6 protein-coding genes are annotated in these 17,462 nt (G+C 48.7%); 2 read left to right on the forward strand and 4 right to left on the reverse strand.

Annotation, left to right across the window (positions count from 1 at the left end):
• The first annotated feature begins 36 nt into the window (after positions 1–36).
• Both GJB61_RS20645 and GJB61_RS20650 read left to right on the forward strand, forming a co-directional pair.
• On the forward strand, positions 37–6,084 hold the full coding sequence (locus GJB61_RS20645; protein WP_154120908.1) for a hemoblobin-interacting domain-containing protein: 6,048 nt from the start codon (positions 37–39) through the stop codon (positions 6,082–6,084).
• 199 nt (positions 6,085–6,283) lie between these two features.
• Positions 6,284–7,084 carry an AAC(3) family N-acetyltransferase gene (locus tag GJB61_RS20650; protein WP_154120909.1) on the forward strand — a complete coding sequence of 267 codons (801 nt, stop codon included), beginning with the start codon at positions 6,284–6,286 and terminating at the stop codon, positions 7,082–7,084.
• A gap of 26 nt (positions 7,085–7,110) precedes the next feature.
• Here GJB61_RS20650 and GJB61_RS20655 read toward each other — a convergent pair whose 3' ends face one another.
• The 4 genes from GJB61_RS20655 to GJB61_RS20670 form a co-directional block, all read right to left on the reverse strand.
• Positions 7,111–8,385 carry an MFS transporter gene (locus GJB61_RS20655; RefSeq protein WP_154120910.1) on the reverse strand — a complete coding sequence of 425 codons (1,275 nt, stop codon included), beginning with the start codon at positions 8,383–8,385 and terminating at the stop codon, positions 7,111–7,113.
• 41 nt (positions 8,386–8,426) lie between these two features.
• A complete protein-coding gene (locus tag GJB61_RS20660) occupies positions 8,427–9,332 on the reverse strand; it encodes an ArsR/SmtB family transcription factor (protein WP_154120911.1) in 906 nt (301 codons plus the stop codon).
• A gap of 213 nt (positions 9,333–9,545) precedes the next feature.
• Complete coding sequence (locus GJB61_RS20665; RefSeq protein ID WP_229522121.1) at positions 9,546–10,580, reverse strand: zinc-binding alcohol dehydrogenase family protein; 1,035 nt, start codon at positions 10,578–10,580, stop codon at positions 9,546–9,548.
• Between the two features lie 223 nt (positions 10,581–10,803).
• On the reverse strand, positions 10,804–17,055 hold the full coding sequence (locus GJB61_RS20670) for a 5'-nucleotidase C-terminal domain-containing protein (protein WP_154120912.1): 6,252 nt from the start codon (positions 17,053–17,055) through the stop codon (positions 10,804–10,806).
• Between the last annotated feature and the right edge of the window lie 407 nt (positions 17,056–17,462).

Raw genomic sequence — 17,462 nt, forward strand, 5'->3', positions numbered from 1 at the left:
TAACACGGACATTCTCATTTGAAGGGAGCAATATAAATGACGAAGAGACAATTCAAGCTGCAACGGAAATGTGTTTCCATTCTGCTCAGTGCTGTGCTATTGGCAGGGTCGGCTGGAACCGGCTGGGCGGGATCTGCAACGAGGGAGCCGCTTACGGTGTCAGCAGCTGAAGATAAACCAGCTGCGCAATCCTTATTCGAGGACGTCCAGGGGAATTGGGCGCAGGCGCAGATCGACAAATGGTCGGCGCTTGGACTGGCGAATGGCAGTGAGGGGGAATTTCGGCCAGGGGACGAAGTCAGCCGAGCTGAATTCTCGAAGCTGGTCAATACGCTGTTCGGTTTCAGTGCCAAGTCAGAGCAGTCGTTCAGCGATGTGGCTGCGGGTAAATGGTATGCCGATCAGGTAGCGATCGCCAAACAGGCAGGTTATATCGCTGGATATCCAGATGGGCAATTCAAGCCGGAGGCAGCGGTTACCCGGCAAGAGGCGGCGAAGATGGTCGCAGCAATTTTCCCACTTGTGAAAGCGGATACAAATTTATTGTCAGGCTTTGCAGACAAGAGTAGGATCGCGGCATTCGCCGAAGCTCCTTTGGCAAGCCTCGTCGCAGGCGGATATATAAAGGGCTTCGCAGATGAGACACTTCGCCCCCTGCAGCCGATTTCACGTGCTGAGGCGATTGTGTTGCTGGACCGGCTGGCCGGTGAAATTGTGCACTCGCCTGGCACATATAAGAACTTAAAGGCAAGCGGCAATATTTTGATTGCAAGTTCCGGAGCTACGATCAAGGACGCAGAGGTCAATGGAGATGTCCTAGTGACGATCGGTGTTGGTGAGGGAGATGTTACGCTGGAGCATATGAATATCAAGGGTACGCTCTATGTAAATGGCGGCGGTTCCCATTCGGTACATGTCAATAACTCACAGGTCGGTTCTATTATCGTAAGCAAATCTGAGGGGCCGGTACGCATTGTTCTTGGTGGAAACTCTCAGGTTGGTGAAATGAATGTAGAGAGCGGAGCTACTATCGAGGTTGGTGAACAGGTTGTTGTCGCCAAGCTGATTGTTGAAGAGAAGGCGGTGGGCACAGCGCTGAGCGTTAAAGGCAGCATTACTGAGTTACAAACGGCCTCAAGCGGAACAACGCTGAATGATAAACCATTGGTTGAAGGCAGCACAAGCGTAGTAAGTGTTGGGGGTGTGGTTAAGGATAGCACTCCGGTAGCTACGGCGACATCATCGCCGAGTCCGGTCGTAAGCGTAGGTGGCGGTACGACAAGCGCTCCAACGAGTACTCCGACAAGTACTCCGACAAGCACCCCAACGAGTACTCCGACGAATACCCCGAGCCAACCGCAGACCGCACCGAAGTTGGGAGCGGAGACAACGGACAACGTGCTGGGCAAGGACGTAAAGATTACATTCACAGACAGCCCGGCATGGCGGGAAGCCATTACAGACGTTGTTCTGGACGGCAAAAAGCTTGTAAAGGATACAGACTACGTGATCACCTCTGGTGTACTAACGATTAAAACAGCAGCCATTACGGCGGTTGGTGATGTCGCTATTACGATCAAGGCAACGGGATACACGGATGCTACGCTGCTACAGACGATCGGGAAGTGGGATCTAATCTGGAGTGATGAATTCACTGGAAGCGGTTCCAATGTGGATACAAACGGTGTAGACCTTGATAAATGGGCTTATCAGGAAGGCACCGGAGCGGATTATGGACTCGATGGCTGGGGCAATAATGAGCAGCAGTACTATTCGAAGAATAACCTGAAGGTTCAAGACGGCAAACTTACGATTACGGCGAAGAAGCAGACCGTGAGTGGCAAACCGTACACGTCCGGCCGTCTCTGGACATCGCCAACCTTTACGAAGCAGTACGGCAAGTTTGAAGCGCGCATCAAGCTGCCAGAGGGTCAGGGTCTGTGGCCTGCTTTTTGGATGATGCCTAAAGACAGCGAATATGGAACATGGGCATCCTCGGGTGAACTCGATATTATGGAAGCGCGCGGACGACTGACGGATCAAGTCGCGGGTACGATTCACTTCGGTAAGCAATGGCCGAATAACAAATCTACTGGTGGTGATTACTTATTTCCGCAAGGTGATTCGATAACCAACTATCACACGTATGGTGTGGAATGGGAACCAGGAGAAATCCGTTGGTATGTGGACGGGATTGTGTTTAAAACTGTTAAAGAGTGGAGCAGCGAAGGGATCGGCCAACCGGATAAATATGCGTTCCCGGCGCCGTTTAACAAGCCCTTCTATATCATTTTGAACATGGCGGTCGGCGGTGTCTTTGACAGCAATCTGCTTCCACCTGACTCCAAGGTGCCTGCTGACATGCAAGTAGACTATGTCCGGGCATATGAACTGTCCGGTAAGCCTTATCATGAGCCGGTCGAACCCGTTCTGACGAATGAACCAATTCCTGCAGAAGCGCGGCAGCCGGTGGATGGCAGCTATATTGCCGATCCAAACTTTGATAAAGGATTGACCGATATTAACAGCGGCACTCAGACGCTCTCGGCGGACAAGTGGAACTTCCTGCATACGCCGGACTACAGTGGTGCGGGCAGCGCTTCAATTGAAGCCATTAATGGTCATAATTATGCCAAAATAAAACCTACGAACGGCGGTAACCAGTCGTATGCACTGCAAATGATTCAGTATGCCCCACTCGTTAGAGGTCATATCTATAAGCTGAGCTTTGATGCCAAGGCCTCTGAAGCTCGTTCGATGTTGGTCAAGATGGGCGGAGACGGAGACAACGCCTGGTCGGCGTATTCAGACAATTTCGATGTGGCACTGAAGACAGGGCTGCAGCATTACGAATACCGTTTCCAAATGGCAAACACAACCGATTTGGCAGCGCGCTTAGAATTCAATGTGGGTTTGAATACGAATACGATCTGGATCGGCAATGTGCGACTGGAGGAAACCGACCAAATCATCGATCCGAACGGAGCGAAGACACCGCTTGAAGACAGCAATCATATCTATAATGGCGGTTTCGATCTGGGTACGATGGATCGTCTGAAATACTGGAGCTTCAAGACAACCGAAGCGGCAGCTACAGCTATTGTAGACCCTTCAACGCAGAAGCTGACAGTCGATATTCAGGATGCAGGAACTGCACCCGAATCGATTCAATTGGCACAACAAGGAATCAATCTGTTGCAATCGGATACTTACGAGCTAACCTTTGACGCTAAGGCCGCTATGGAGCGGACGATCGGCGTACAGTTCGTGAGTAAGAATGGAGCTACCATCTACTATCAAAAAGGCAATATCGCAGTGGGTACCCCCTCCGATAAGAAAACGGTAACATTTGAGATGCCTTCACAGATCAGCGATACAGAAGGCCAGTTGATTTTTGATCTTGGCATAGGCAGCGCTTCCATCACCTTGGATAACATAAGACTTATTCGTACGACGAACAACAACGCCGATTACAGTAAAGTCAGTCTGTATCCACTGAATAATGGTGATTTCTCCGCTGGGCTGACCGGCTGGGAGCCCTTCACACAAGGTGCTGTCGCGAACTTCAGCGCCTCAGAGGGTGTGGCGAAGGTAGCGGTGAGTACTGTTGGCACCGAGGCGTGGAATGTAATGCTGAACCAATCCAATTTAAACTTAACCAAAGGCTTTACGTACGTACTCGCATTTGATGCGAAGGCATCTGTCGCCCGCGATTCCCAGGCGACGCTTGAGAATGCGGCGTACACCAGACGCTTTGATTCGAATGCAATAACGCTCGGTACGGATTGGAAGCATTTTGAGTATACGTTTAAGCCGTCGGTCGATGACAATGTGGCGCTGAAGTTCTTGCTTGGCAAAACACCGCAGGCTCCTGCCGGTGCACATGATGTCTTCTTCCGAAATGTTGTACTGGAGGTGCAAAATGCACCGTTAAAGCGTCCACAGACGGTAAGTGCAGACAGTACAGATGTTCGAGTGGGTCAACCCATTCAACTAAGCTTTACAGATAATGAAGCATGGCGCACAGCTATAACTTCCGTCCTTGTGGATGGACAGCCGCTCCCAAGCAATAAATTCACCGTGCTACCGGGAGTCATCGTGCTTGCTACAGATGCATTCGATTCCGTAGGTACGCATCAAATTACGGTGAAGGCAACCGGCTATGCCGATGTGACGCTTAGCCAATCCTTGATTGCGAGCGATGGCAATCTGGTTACTAACGGTAGCTTCGACAAAGGAACCGCCAGTTGGGAGCATTGGGTAGGTACGAAGGGCGACTCTACCTTTGAAGTTGTCGACCAAACCGCAAATCTTAACATTCATTATTTTGGCGGTATCACCTTAGAGTGGGGCCCACCGGGAGTTCCTGTGAGCTGGTACACGCAACTGACGCAATCTGGGATTAAGCTGGAAGCGGGTAAGACCTATGAGCTTAACTTCCGTGCATGGTCAACCGTCGACCGCCCGATTCTGATTGAGCTAAGCGGCTATAATAACAATCAACAAGTTGCGTTCCCGATCACAAGCGATCCGACAGCAGTTTATACCACTGTAATAAAGCCAACAGCTGCAACGACACTGTCGTTGAAGTATTTACTTGGCAATGTCATCACCGCTACAGCAACAACACCGGATGTAGAACATCTGATCCGTATCGATGACATCAGTCTTAAGGAAGTCAAAAGTGGTCCGGCGCTGACGAATGATACAACTGAGAATAAAATCGGCAACAACATCGAAGTGAATTTCGCTGATCAAGAGGCATGGCGCAATGCCATCAGTGCCATCAAAATCAATGGTGTGACGGTTCCTATGGATAAAGTTGTGATCGAAGCGGGGAGGATTTTACTAGATGCAGTACTATTCCCTTCTATTAATACCTATACAGTCTCCGTTCTGGCTGAAGGTTATGGTGCTAATGAGGTCACGCAACAAGTAACGACCGCTTCTCCGAACATTGCTATCGGCAAAACTGCGACGGCTTCAACAGGTTCGCAGAGCGCCGGTAAAGCTTTCGATGGCATTGGATCTACACGTTGGGAGTCTGAAGCGAACGATCCGCAGTGGGTCGCCGTTGATCTCGGCGCGCTTTACAGCATAGATACCCTTGTGCTGAACTGGGAAGGAGCCTTCGGCAAAACCTACAAAATTCAGGTCGCTACCGCAGCAGTTCCTAGTGAAAGCGATTGGACCGACGTTTACACGGAAGCGGCAGGCAATGGCGGGTTCGATACGATCGTGTTAAACAATGCTGAAGCGCGCCATGTACGCATGTTGGGCTCGGCAAGAGGCACAACTTACGGCTATTCATTGTGGGAAGTTGAAGTGCACGGTATACTGTTGGGCGGTCAGGAAGGTGGAGGAAGTCCTGAGCCCGATCCAACAAAGCTGACAGCTCCAGCTGTGACGGCTGACACAAGCGATAATAAACTGGGCAGCAATCTTGATCTGACCTTTCTAACGAATGGTGACTGGGAGAATGCGATTTCCGGCATTACTGTTAGTGCTAAAGAGCTGGTCAAGGCTACCGATTACCTGGTTACCTCCGGTATTGCGACCCTGAAAGCAAGCGTATTTACCGAGGCTGGAAGCTATCCTGTGGTGATCAAAGCAGCAGGTTACGAAGATGCACTTGTTACGCAAGTTGTGGTGGCAGCCGATGTGGATGTTAATCTGGCTCTGCATAAACCTGTTGTAGCTTCCAGCTTCTTCGAGTATAGTCCGCTTTTCATTACGGACGGAAATCTTAATACACGCTGGCAGGCCGATTGGAATCTTGAGCTTCCGGAAGAATGGATCTACGTTGATCTGGGAAGCGAGCAGGATATCGAGAGTCTTGTGATCAACTGGGAAAGGGCTTATGCCTCCCAGCTCGAGATTCAGGTAGCAGATATAATCACTGAAGAGGGTACCACAGACTGGAGAACAGTGGAAACACTGGATCGTGATACAGAGAGCACGAATTGGACAGAAACGGTGGATTTAAGCAGCAAAGAGGTTAGCGGCCGATATGTTCGCTTGTACATGACGGGAAAACATTTTCCGCCTTATGGACCTTCACTCTTTGAACTTTCCGTCTACTAAAGTACGCTTATTCTAGTTCTGAATTTAGGGGTGTCCCAGTCGGCCATGTGAATGGCTGACTGGGGCGTTTTTTTTGCAAAGATAAGAATTAATATGTCCACGCCATAAATCATCCTTCTTATTTCTCTAATAATGAGACTAACCTCAGAATGCTATAATATATGTAAGATTGTAGTATGAGAGTGTGGAGGAATGCAGGATGGAAGAGGTTCAGGGGAAATTAATCACGGTACAAACATTGGCAGAAGATTTCCGGCGACTGGGTATACGGTCAGGGATGACGATTTTGGTGCATTCTTCCTTCAAATCGTTGGGTGAATGGGTGGCAGGCGGCCCTGTCGCTGTTATTCTTGCCCTTGAAGAGGTATTGGGAGAAGAGGGGACCTTAATTATGCCGACCCACTCTGGTGATCTGTCCGATCCGGCAGGCTGGAGTAATCCTCCGGTACCCCAAGACTGGTGGCAGAGTATTCGTGAGCAGATGCCCGCATATGATCCGGATTTGACTCTTTTGAGAGGGATGGGCGTTATTCCGGACTGCTTTCGTAAGCAAAAAGGGGTGCGACGCAGCAGCCATCCGCTCAGTTCCTTCGCGGCTTGGGGCAAGTACAGGGATGTGATTATAAAGGATCATGGACTTGATCATTCCCTCGGTGAAGACTCACCGCTGGCTCGTATCTATGAGCTGGAAGGAAGGATTCTGCTGCTCGGGGTAGGTAATCTTAACAATACTTCGCTTCATCTGGCGGAATGCCGGGCTTCTTTTGCAGGGAAGAAGGAAGGGATTGCCGGAGCGCCGATGATGCTCGAAGGGAGCAGACAATGGGTAGAGTTCAAGGAGCAGGAATGGGATTCTGATGATTTCGTGCAGCTTGCGGAGCAGTTCCAAGGGGAGACGGGTTTAATTACATACGGGCATATAGCTGCTGCCTCAGCCCAGTTAATCCCGCAGCGGGAGATTGTGGACTATGCGGTAAACTGGATGGAGCGGAACAGGTAATAAAAGAGATACAAATAGGTGATGGTTTAAACCGGGACATCACCTATTTGTGCTGGAGTACCACTGTTTTTTAGCCGATTTCTGGCTTCCAAGGAGGATAGATCGCCATTCAACTCCCTCAGACTGGGAAGAAACAGGGCTGCTCCTGAGCAAACAACAGGCAGGAGGCCCATGACCACAAACAGAACCGGCACACTGTAGAGCTGGGCTATAGCTCCGCCTGCAAAAGCACCGATAGGCTGCAGACCACCGCCGATCAGAAAACGGATCGAGTTGACACGTCCCTGTAGATTTCCGGGAACTAGCCTTCCATGCAATGATGAGCTTAGTGAGCCGAAGAAGGGTGATGCAACTCCGGCAGCAAATAGCGCAATTAGCACAAGCGGGAAGCTCGGGATCAGTCCGAGCAGTGAATTGAAGAGACCGATTGCCGCAAGACTGCATAGCATAGCGGTCCGCCTCCGCTTGATTTCGCCCACCCAGGAAATAACGCCGAGTCCAACTAAAGCGCCAAATGCAGAGGCAGTCGTTAAGGTTCCCATAGCAACGGCATCCCGATGCAACACCTCTCGGACATAAGGAACCATCATCGTCCACATCGCAATAGAGCTCATATTACTAATGGACACCATTCCCATAATAGCTAGCATCGCCGGGAACTGCTTATAGAAGGAGAAACCTTCACCGATTTCCCGCACGTAAGCAGCAATAGAGAAGGAGGCCTGGACTTTGGGAGGCTTTTGCATTTTCGGTAGGCGCAGCAGGGTGGCGATGGCAATTGTATAACAGATCGTATTGATGCCCAGCGCTGGCAGTGCTCCGCTAGCGGCTGTCATAGCGCCAGCCAAAGCGGGACCGAGCAGAGCGGCGGCGTTCTTGCAGCCGTCGATAATGGCAAAAGCACGGACCAGCTTCTGACCGTCAGCAACACCGGGAATCACGGCCATCGCCGTTGGCATGAACAGGGCTGCACAGGCTCCGCTAAGTGCTGCAGCGAGGAATAAATGCCACAACTGCAGCTGCCCAGTGAGGCCCATGACCAGTGGAAGCGCCAAAGCAAGCAGGCGTACTGCCGCTAAGCTGGCCATAATGCGACCACGGTTTAGTCGGTCGGACAGCGGTGAACCGAGCAGGCGCAGGAGTAACTCAGGGATGCCGGAGCTGAGTGCCAACGCCCCCATGGCGAGCTTGGAGCCGGTTAGATCATAAACGAGCCATTCCATGGCAAGTAGTCCAAAAGCATCCCCGAAGGAGCTCAGAGAAATCGTAACCAGCAGACTATAATATCCCCGTTTCAGCACAAATTTCTCTCCTTATCTTTTCATTTTTGATCCGTCATTATTTAACTCTTCAGATAAGATCCAATCCGATGAGGGAGTCCATCGAGCGCCTCTAATCGCAGGCTATATTCTGTACTTTTGCCTTGAGAATGTACGATCACAAGCCCAGCTGCGCGCAGCGCGATAAGATGGTAATGAATCGTGCTTTTGGATATCCCCACATTTCTTACGATCTCCGTAAAGTTCATTTGTTTACCCGTGAGCAAACGAAGAATGTACAGACGCGTCTCATCCGAAAGAGCCCGTGTAAGGCGCAGCAGACTAGGAGTGGGACGTCCCGCTTCTGGAGGGAGGACATCGCAGGAGTAGGTAGTAAACACAAACTCATCAAATTGTGAAGTTGTAACCAAGGGACGGGCATGATATTGAGGTATAATAATGACTTTCTTTAGGTGGTCAGTAGGATAAAGCCGCATGCCCTCTGTCGCCTGCTCGTAGACTTCCATATCATTGGTGTCATTCAGTACAGACTGCCTGGATTCGGCCTCTCGTTGAAGGCCTGTGATTATCTCGGAATTAATATCTTTGAAATAGCGCGCGTCCCATTCCCGCAGGACTTCAGATGCCAGGTTCCGCAGATCGGTAAGATGGGCTGGAACGGATTGTGCAAATCGGGCGGCGATCTCATACAACTGACCGGAGGATAAAGCGTCTAGCCAATCCAGAAATCCGCTAACGGAACGCTCCTCTGTGCAGCTCCAGATATAGGGGAATAGGTTGAAGTCATCGAGTATCTTCCCGGCTTCCTGCAATTTCTGAAGTCCAGCAGGCTGAAATTTATCTTGAACCTCCCGGACCCAGGGTTTGCCCGCATCCATGGCATTATGGTTCTGTTTGCTTAGAAATAATGTCACGCTGGTCACACATTCATAAATGGGGGCGAAATCTACTTCCACTTTATAATTCATCTTGGGGTCACCTTTCTTTTTCAAAGAGAAAGTTTGTTCTATGTTTATAGAACTTACTCATAATTCGATTATAATGGAACACATCTCATTAATCAACATAAATCAAGCCTGAATACTGGAATAGAAAAAAACGGCATTGACGCGGAGGTTTTAAGCTTCCGTATCAATGCCGGTTATATTCCACCCAAATGGATGTATCTATTTCTGAAAGGATTAGAAGGTTTCTACAACAACCTTGCCCACTGTACGGCCGGATTCAAGCAAAGCATGTGCCTTACGCAGGGTAGCAGCGTTGATCGGTGTAAGCCTTTCGGTCAAGGTGGTGCGAAGGATACCCGAATCGACTAGCTGGGCGACCTCATTCAACAGTTCATGCTGTATAATCATGTCTGCAGTCTGGAACATGGAACGGGTGAACATAAATTCCCAGACAAACGTTACACTTTTATTTTTGAGTAGGGTAAGATTCAGGGGTTCAGCCTCTTCAACGATCGAGCAGATCTTGCCTTGCGGAGCAATGACTTCGGCCATGTTCTCCCAATGTTCACCCGTGCTGTTCAAACAGAGAATGTATTCAACAGACTGCACACCGATCTCTTTTAATTGAGGAGCAAAGGCATTGTAGTGGTTGATGATATGATCGGCACCTAGCTCCTTAACCCACTCGGTAGACTCCGGACGTGAAGCCGTACCGATAACCGTTAGCCCGGCATATTTAGCCAATTGGATGGCTATTGAACCTACACCTCCCGCAGCTCCGATAATCAAAATCGTTTTATTGGCGTACTCGGATGTGTGTAGAGAAATTCCCAGACGTTCGAACAGCGCCTCCCAAGCGGTTATTGCCGTTAGAGGTAACGCCGCCGCGTGTGCAAAGTCCAGCGTAGCCGGCTTCTGTCCAGTTATTCGTTCATCGACTAGATGATATTCGCTATTGCCACCAGGGCGCGTAATGCTGCCGGCATAATACACTTCATCCCCAGGCTTAAATAATGTGCATTCCGGTCCTGCTTGCTCAACAACTCCGGCAACATCCCAACCCAGAATTTTTGGCGCGGACTCAATCTTATCTTTCGGAGCCCGCACTTTTACATCCACCGGATTTATGGAGATAGCCTTAACTTTAACCAATAGATCCTTACCGGTAGGAACAGGTTTATCCAGTTCCAGATCTATTAAACTTTCGGTATGCTGGATGGATAAGTATTTATACAAACCTATTGCTTTCATGGTATTTTGCGTAGTCATATCTTAAGCTCCTTATCAATGTAATGTAATAGATTCTATACTTCTATATAGTCATTCTATTCGTTTCCATTCAATATAGTAAGTACGCACATTAATGTTATGTAGTATCAAGTTGTATACTGTAGGTGTGCGCTCCATTAGCAAAAGAGAGGCAATTCCCTGGGGCATTATGCTGCCCCGGGAATCGCCTCTTTATTCTTTACAGCTAGGACGAGTCTTGTGATTAATTAATAAACTGCAGTACTTTCAGAGTCTTCTCCAGCATGGTCACGGCTTCCGCGCGGGTTGCCATCTTCTGTGGAGCGAAGGAGCCATCTGTTGCTCCCTGAATGATACCTTCAGCAGCAATTTCAGCTACTGCGGTCTTGGACCAAACAGGAAGACTGGCTGCGTCACTGAACTTAGCCAGCGCGGCAGGATCGGCATTTAATGTTTTACCTGTGTACTTGATGGCTCTGGCCAGTACAGCAGCCATTTCCTGACGGGTAATTGGACTACTCGGTTTGAAGCTGCCATCGGTGTAACCGGAGATTAGGCCGGCTGCCATGGCTGTGTTAATGCCATCGGCATACCATGCGCTTGAGCTCACATCACTATAGGCTGTTCCTCCGTTTACAGTCGCCAGCCCCAGAGAGCGTGTGATTAGAGCCGCGAACTCGGCACGAGTGACCGACTGTGAAGGAGAGAACGTAGTACTGCTGGTTCCGCTAACGATCAGCTTGGAAGCCAGGAGATCAATGGATGACTTGGCCCAGTGTCCGTTAATATCTGCAAAAGATTTGGTCGATTGCACTACTGTGTAATAACTGTTGCTGTTTCGTTTGATCGTTACATTGGTCGTTCCATCTGCCTTGGTAATAAACACGGAAGGCACGAAGGAAAGCTTGCCGGAAGCAGGATCGAAGACAACAGCTGTTGCATTTTGCGGATTCAATGCGGCAGGGGCATTAATAGTCCGATTAACAAAAGTGCTGCCAAAGCTGTTCAGCGGCATGCTATTATTCCCAGCCTGAGCTGTAATGCTGAATTCGATTACCGGAGCAGCTAATGTAACAGAGCCTTGCAGAGAAGCGATAGCTTGGTTCACAGTGCTGATCGTTCCGGAATCTGCTTGTAGCATAGATAGGGTAATTGTAAAATCACTACTGCCTAATTGAGCGGCAAGAGCGGCACCGTTCACTATGCTGAGTGGCAATGAATAGGAAATCCCTTCAGTAGTAGTAAAGGTAAGAACTGTATCAGGATGTGCAGCGGCTTGCAAGACGAGCACACTACCCGGCAGACTGATCTGAGCTCCGCCTTGAGAAGCTATAACAGGGATAACCAACTCGTTGCTGCCAGTTGGCAGGTTTGCCAGCTGTGCGGTCAGATCAGCTGCGGTAATTGTAGTCACTTGCGGCGTTGCCATTGCTACAGCAGTTGGTGCTGGCGTTGCTGTGGCACTTGGTGTCGGTGTGGCAACTGGGGTAGATCCTCCTACAGGTGTTGGTGTTGGAGTAGGCATAGCCGTATCCGGCAACGGTGCACCCAACAGATCAACAATCCGGCCTTCGACAGCGGAGGTTGTCGCAGTAACCGTTCCAATTTTCTGGATATATTTCGTGAACACATCATAATCTGGCAGATACAACAGATTTACGCGGCCTTCTTTATAAGCCTTCTCCAGAGAGGCATAGAAATCCCCGCCTTTGGCTGTAAATGCATTGGTAGCTACTTCATAGGAAGTGTTCAAATCAATCGGAACGTAGTTGGTTCCATTCTTCACTTCAATACGCAGAACGCGTTCATTCACAGGTTTCGTCGAGTCGTAGTAGAATCGCATACCTGCAATTTGCGGGAAACGTCCGTCTTTGGTCGTTGTAATGGTAGAGACCCCGTTCTCCATCGCATCTTTGATTTCTTGTCCCGTCAGGGTGATCGTGACCAGATCATTGTTGAACGGAAGCACTGTCAACACTTCGCCTTGGGTGATTGGTCCCACATTAATAGACTCACGGATACCTCCGCCATTTTGCAACGCAATTACGGCGTTGGTGCCGGCTGCTTTGGCGGCATCCAGCATGCCGTCAGCGATCAGGTTACCCATGTTCGTTTCTTTGGAGCGAACATCAGTCCGAACACCGTTCAGGATAACGTCCGTGTTTCCGACTTGTGTATTGGACAACTCCTGAATACCCGGTTTGTAATCCGTATCGAGGATTAGCTTGGCTTCAGGATCTTCGGCAATATTGTAGACCGTACCTGTCTTCGCATCAATAGAGATCAATTGATCCTCCCACTGAGTCAGAACGCCGGCTTGGTCGAATAACACTTCCAGTTTGCCGAGGAACAATCCTTTCTCACCGGCTTGTACAATAAGCTTCGGTGCGTTCGGGTCGGTGTGATCGACCACGGCCTGATCCAATTTCGTGTGGCTGTGTCCTCCGACGATGACATCAATTCCATTAACCGCTTGGGCCAGTTTGATATCTTCTTCATAGCCAAGGTGTGAGAGAACAATGATCTTGTTAATATTCTCTGCCTGCAACATCGCGACAGTTGCTTCGGCTTTAGCGAAGGCATCGTCGAAGGTTACAGCACCTGGAGAAGCAATATTAGCGGTGTCTTCGGTTGTCAGGCCGATCAAGCCGACCTCTTCTCCAGCTACTTCCATAATCAGCGCGGGGTAGATAGTTGCATCGGCGCCCGGTTGGCCAATTTCATTCGTGAACATGTTGCTCAGAATGGCATCTGCCGAGAAGTTCACGTTGGAAGAGACAAAAGGAAATTCAGCCTTGCCAATAAATTTAGAGAGAATATCGGAATCCTTGTCAAATTCATGGTTACCGAAGGTCATAGCGTCATAACCGACCAGATTCATAAATTCAAGATCCGCTAGACCGAGATACTTGTTGAAGTAGAGTGAGCCCGAGAACACATCGCCTGCATCCACAAGGATCGGATTCGTCGAGCTTGCCTTAGCATCCTTGATGGCCGTTACACGGCGCAGGATGTTGTTCGGTGAATTTGTAGTATCCAGATTCGCGTGTGTATCGTTCGTGTGCAAGATCGTCAGCGGGAACAGAGTGAAATCAATCTGGGCCATTACCGCATCATGATCGGAAACCCGCCCTTTGGATGGCGAGAAATCAGCATTCAGGTGGACAACGTCCACTTCGGATGAAGCAGTCAGGTTCTTACTGACCAGAATATGGTCAAGCACCTGAGAGTTGCCGTCATAGGTATACGTATATTGCTCGTTTAATGGCAGTTTGTTGATCAGATTGTCAAGCTCATTTCCTTTTAACAATGTGGCTGTTTGGGTGAACTGGAAATCGTTAAGATCGCCAAGCGCGACGATATTGGCATCTGGGTTTACCGTCAGAACTTCTTTGACAAAGCCATTTACGATCGCCGCAATTTGATGTCGCTGCGTTTCACTTGACAGCACTGCAGGCTGAACGTTCCCAAATGGGCCGTTGTCTCCAGATTTGGAATTGAAATGATTGGCGATCACAATCACCTTCTCACCGCCGAATACAAACTGGGCCGCAAGAGGTTTCCGTGAACTCGCAAATGCGGAGTTTGTCGGATCGATTCTTCCTGGGTTGTAAGTTAATTGATCTGCCGTGGCATCGTAGCCGATAGCTTGTGTAGCTGTGCCTTTCATTCCATTTACGCTGTCTGCTAGTTGGACTCTTTGCGGATTATAGAGGAAACCTACGCGAATGTTGCCGCCAGGTGCGCCTCCGTCCTGATTGTTCGCAGGAGCTACGTCAATGTATTGATAGAGAGGACCGCCAGCAAGTGCAATGGCATTAATCAGCTCCGTAGCGCTCGCTTCAACGATGCCATTATCGGTTTCTCCATCGCTGTCTTGCATTTCGACTACACCGATAATATCTGGTTTCTTCATATTGTTGGTAATGGACTCGGCGAGCTTTTGGATTTTTGTTGCTCCGACGCCCGGATAGTAGTTCTCGATGTTGTATGATGCGATTAACAGTTTATCCTCATTGACTACAAGGGAGGATGTTTCCTGTTGTAAGGTGTTTGTGGTAATGGCTGGCAGTTTACCGAATTCAGGAATGACTTTAAAGTTGCCGTTGTTGTATCCGATGACGCCAGTAATGTCTGCTACAAAAGTATCACCGGTATTTACTTCCTTACCAGGATCTCCATAAGCGATCAATAGCCGCTGAGGATTGAGATTGTTGAGTCCCTTCAGGACAAGCCCGCCGGCTGGCGTAATAAGTTCTCCAGTTCCATTGTCGACTCTTGTCGGGATGTTGTAGAGAAGAGAGCTCCCACCGCCGCTAGTCCAGTAAGGACTAAGAATGGTTGGTGTAGGCAGCTTAACAAGCATGCCCTCCATGGATTCATAGAAATCAATAGCATCTTCCGCCGGTTGGAAATTAGTCATCTCATCATTGTCAATAATAGACGAGGGTATTATCCGTCCATCTTTGCCAAGAACGACTGGATCCGGCAGGGGGGCATTGGGAGAGAGTAATGATATGGCGCTCAGAGTAATTTGTGTAGATGTCAGGTTAGTGCTGCTTCCTTCATTATATTCAGATACAGAACCTGTGACGGAAACGAGATCTCCGATAGCAGGTTTCAATGATGTGTTGGTGTTGTAAACGAAGATGCCTTCAGAGGTATTCACATTCTCATCCGGGTTGTTGTCCTGCAGGAAGAAACCTTTGTAGGCTCCGGTGGCGAATGTGTAGCCATATTGTGTGACAATACCTTCTACATCAGTCACAGTTTGACCCGCAAACTCTGACGTGTGAGACTCACCCTGGATATCATGAATCCGCGGAATTTCCGAAGCAATATAGGCAAAAGTGTAAATACTGCTGGTTTGACCTTCTGCTACGGCAATGGCTTTGATGGTAACATCTTGGTTGACCAAAATCGGGCTGGAGTACAGTGTGCTTGCCGACGTCGGTTCTGTTCCATCAAGGGTATAGTAAATGCCTGCTCCGACAGTAGGACTGGAGAGGCTTACCGAGCTGCCAATAATGATCCGGCCTGCAGCAGGGCTGGCCATGACGGAAAAAGTTTCTTCTATTAATGCGCTCTCGTTAAGTGGAATGAACCGATATACAGCATTAAACTGCTCAATAACCCCTGTAATACTGTCAAAGGTTTTCCCCACGACCAGTGGAGACAAGCTCGAGTAAATGGTAAAAGTCTGGTCGCCTTGACTTGCTGTGACTGTGCTGCCGCTTTTACTAATGATAGTGACATTATTCATGGTCACAAGCTCGCCTTCATGGTTCTCACCATTTGCCGCAGACAAATCGGCTGCGGTCAGCAATTTTGGTGCAGGTACACCTACATTTTCTGTAATAACAGTGGATTCAAGGCCGGATTGCGTCTTGATTTCCTGTAGGTTACTGTAAATATCCATAGCCCCACGGACTTCCACAGAATCTCCGATATTGGCAAATGTCGGGAATCCATAAAGTACAATACCGGCCGAATCATCCTGAATATACATTTTTGATCCGTCGATGTGGGTCACGATACCTTGCGTCCAGACATTCTGTGATTTAGCTGCGCTGCGCGCAGTTGCGATATCTGTCTTGGACAAAATCGTATAGTCAAATTTAGACACTGGACTATCCGCCAGGTTAGGTTCTGAGGCGTAAGCATAAACGGTTGTATTTACGGTTAACGGGATAGGTGCATTGTAAGGAGTATAACCACTCGCTCCACCCGATCCGTAAACGGCTGCATACACGGACGCTCCTACTGTCGGAGAATTGAGTGAAATTTCTGTGCCAACCGGCCAAGCGTTGGGAGTCGGTGAAGCAGTTACGGAGCTTGCTGTGACTGGCGCGTGGCCATAGGTACTGTTGCGTGGATCTGGCGCCTGTACCTGGAAGTCTGCTGAATTGTTATCTGTATCTTGTCCGCGATTGTCTGCCGGAGTTTGGGTCGAAGCGTTGCGGATGGCAGCGGTCGTGCTCGATAAGGCTGCGGTTGCAGTTCCTTCAACGCCGGTGGCCGTACCGAAGCCGACAATATCAATGGATTGATTCGAGGTGTTGACCAGGTCAACCTTGCCATTTGTTCCTCCCAAAGCCAGTGCTCCAATGAGGTCAGGCGCAGGCAATTCCTTAGTTCCGCCACTTCCTGTGGCCTGTTGAATCAGATAATAGCTTTTAGCTTGGATGGTGCCGGTTAGTGTAGTTACTTTTGTTGTATCACTTGCTACCTCGCTGAAGGCACCAGTTGCACTGGCGTAACGAACCTTCCAACCGGTCAAATCTACTGCTACATCTGTAGGATTATATAATTCAATGAAATCATTCTTAAACTCAGCCCCACTGTTGCCACCACCGCCATAAACCTGTGAAATCACAACCTCACTGTTATTCGTTGCTGCTTGGGCAGTGTAGGTAGCTGGCAATATGTTGCCGACAACCATTAATAGTGCAAGTCCTGAAACCAACAATTTCCTGATTTTTTTAGAAATATCCATATTGTTGAAATCTACCCCTCTCACATCTATAATTTACAACCTACTAAAATATATCATCTCATTGTAAAATGAAAGGTTGTCTGACATGAATATATAGTAAAATTGAAATTATTAAAATCAAAACTATGTAAATTTATACACATTGCACAAAAGGAAGAGAGGATATTGTAATAATTCCACATATAAAGTAAATATTTAGTTAACAAAGATGACCGATTGTTCCTCTTTGTTAACTCCATGTTATGTTTGAACGATAGAAGTGTTAAAAAATTTACTCTATCAATGTAATGATTATCTCTGGATAAAATAAATGTGGTCAATAACGTCTATGGCTTTTATTAGAGCAATAATAAAAAAAGACAGCAAGTATCGCTGTCTTAAAGTCATACTATTCTTTCAGGCTTCAA

Source organism: Paenibacillus monticola, from assembly GCF_009664975.1.
Taxonomy (GTDB): Bacteria; Bacillota; Bacilli; order Paenibacillales; family Paenibacillaceae; genus Paenibacillus_AQ; species Paenibacillus_AQ monticola.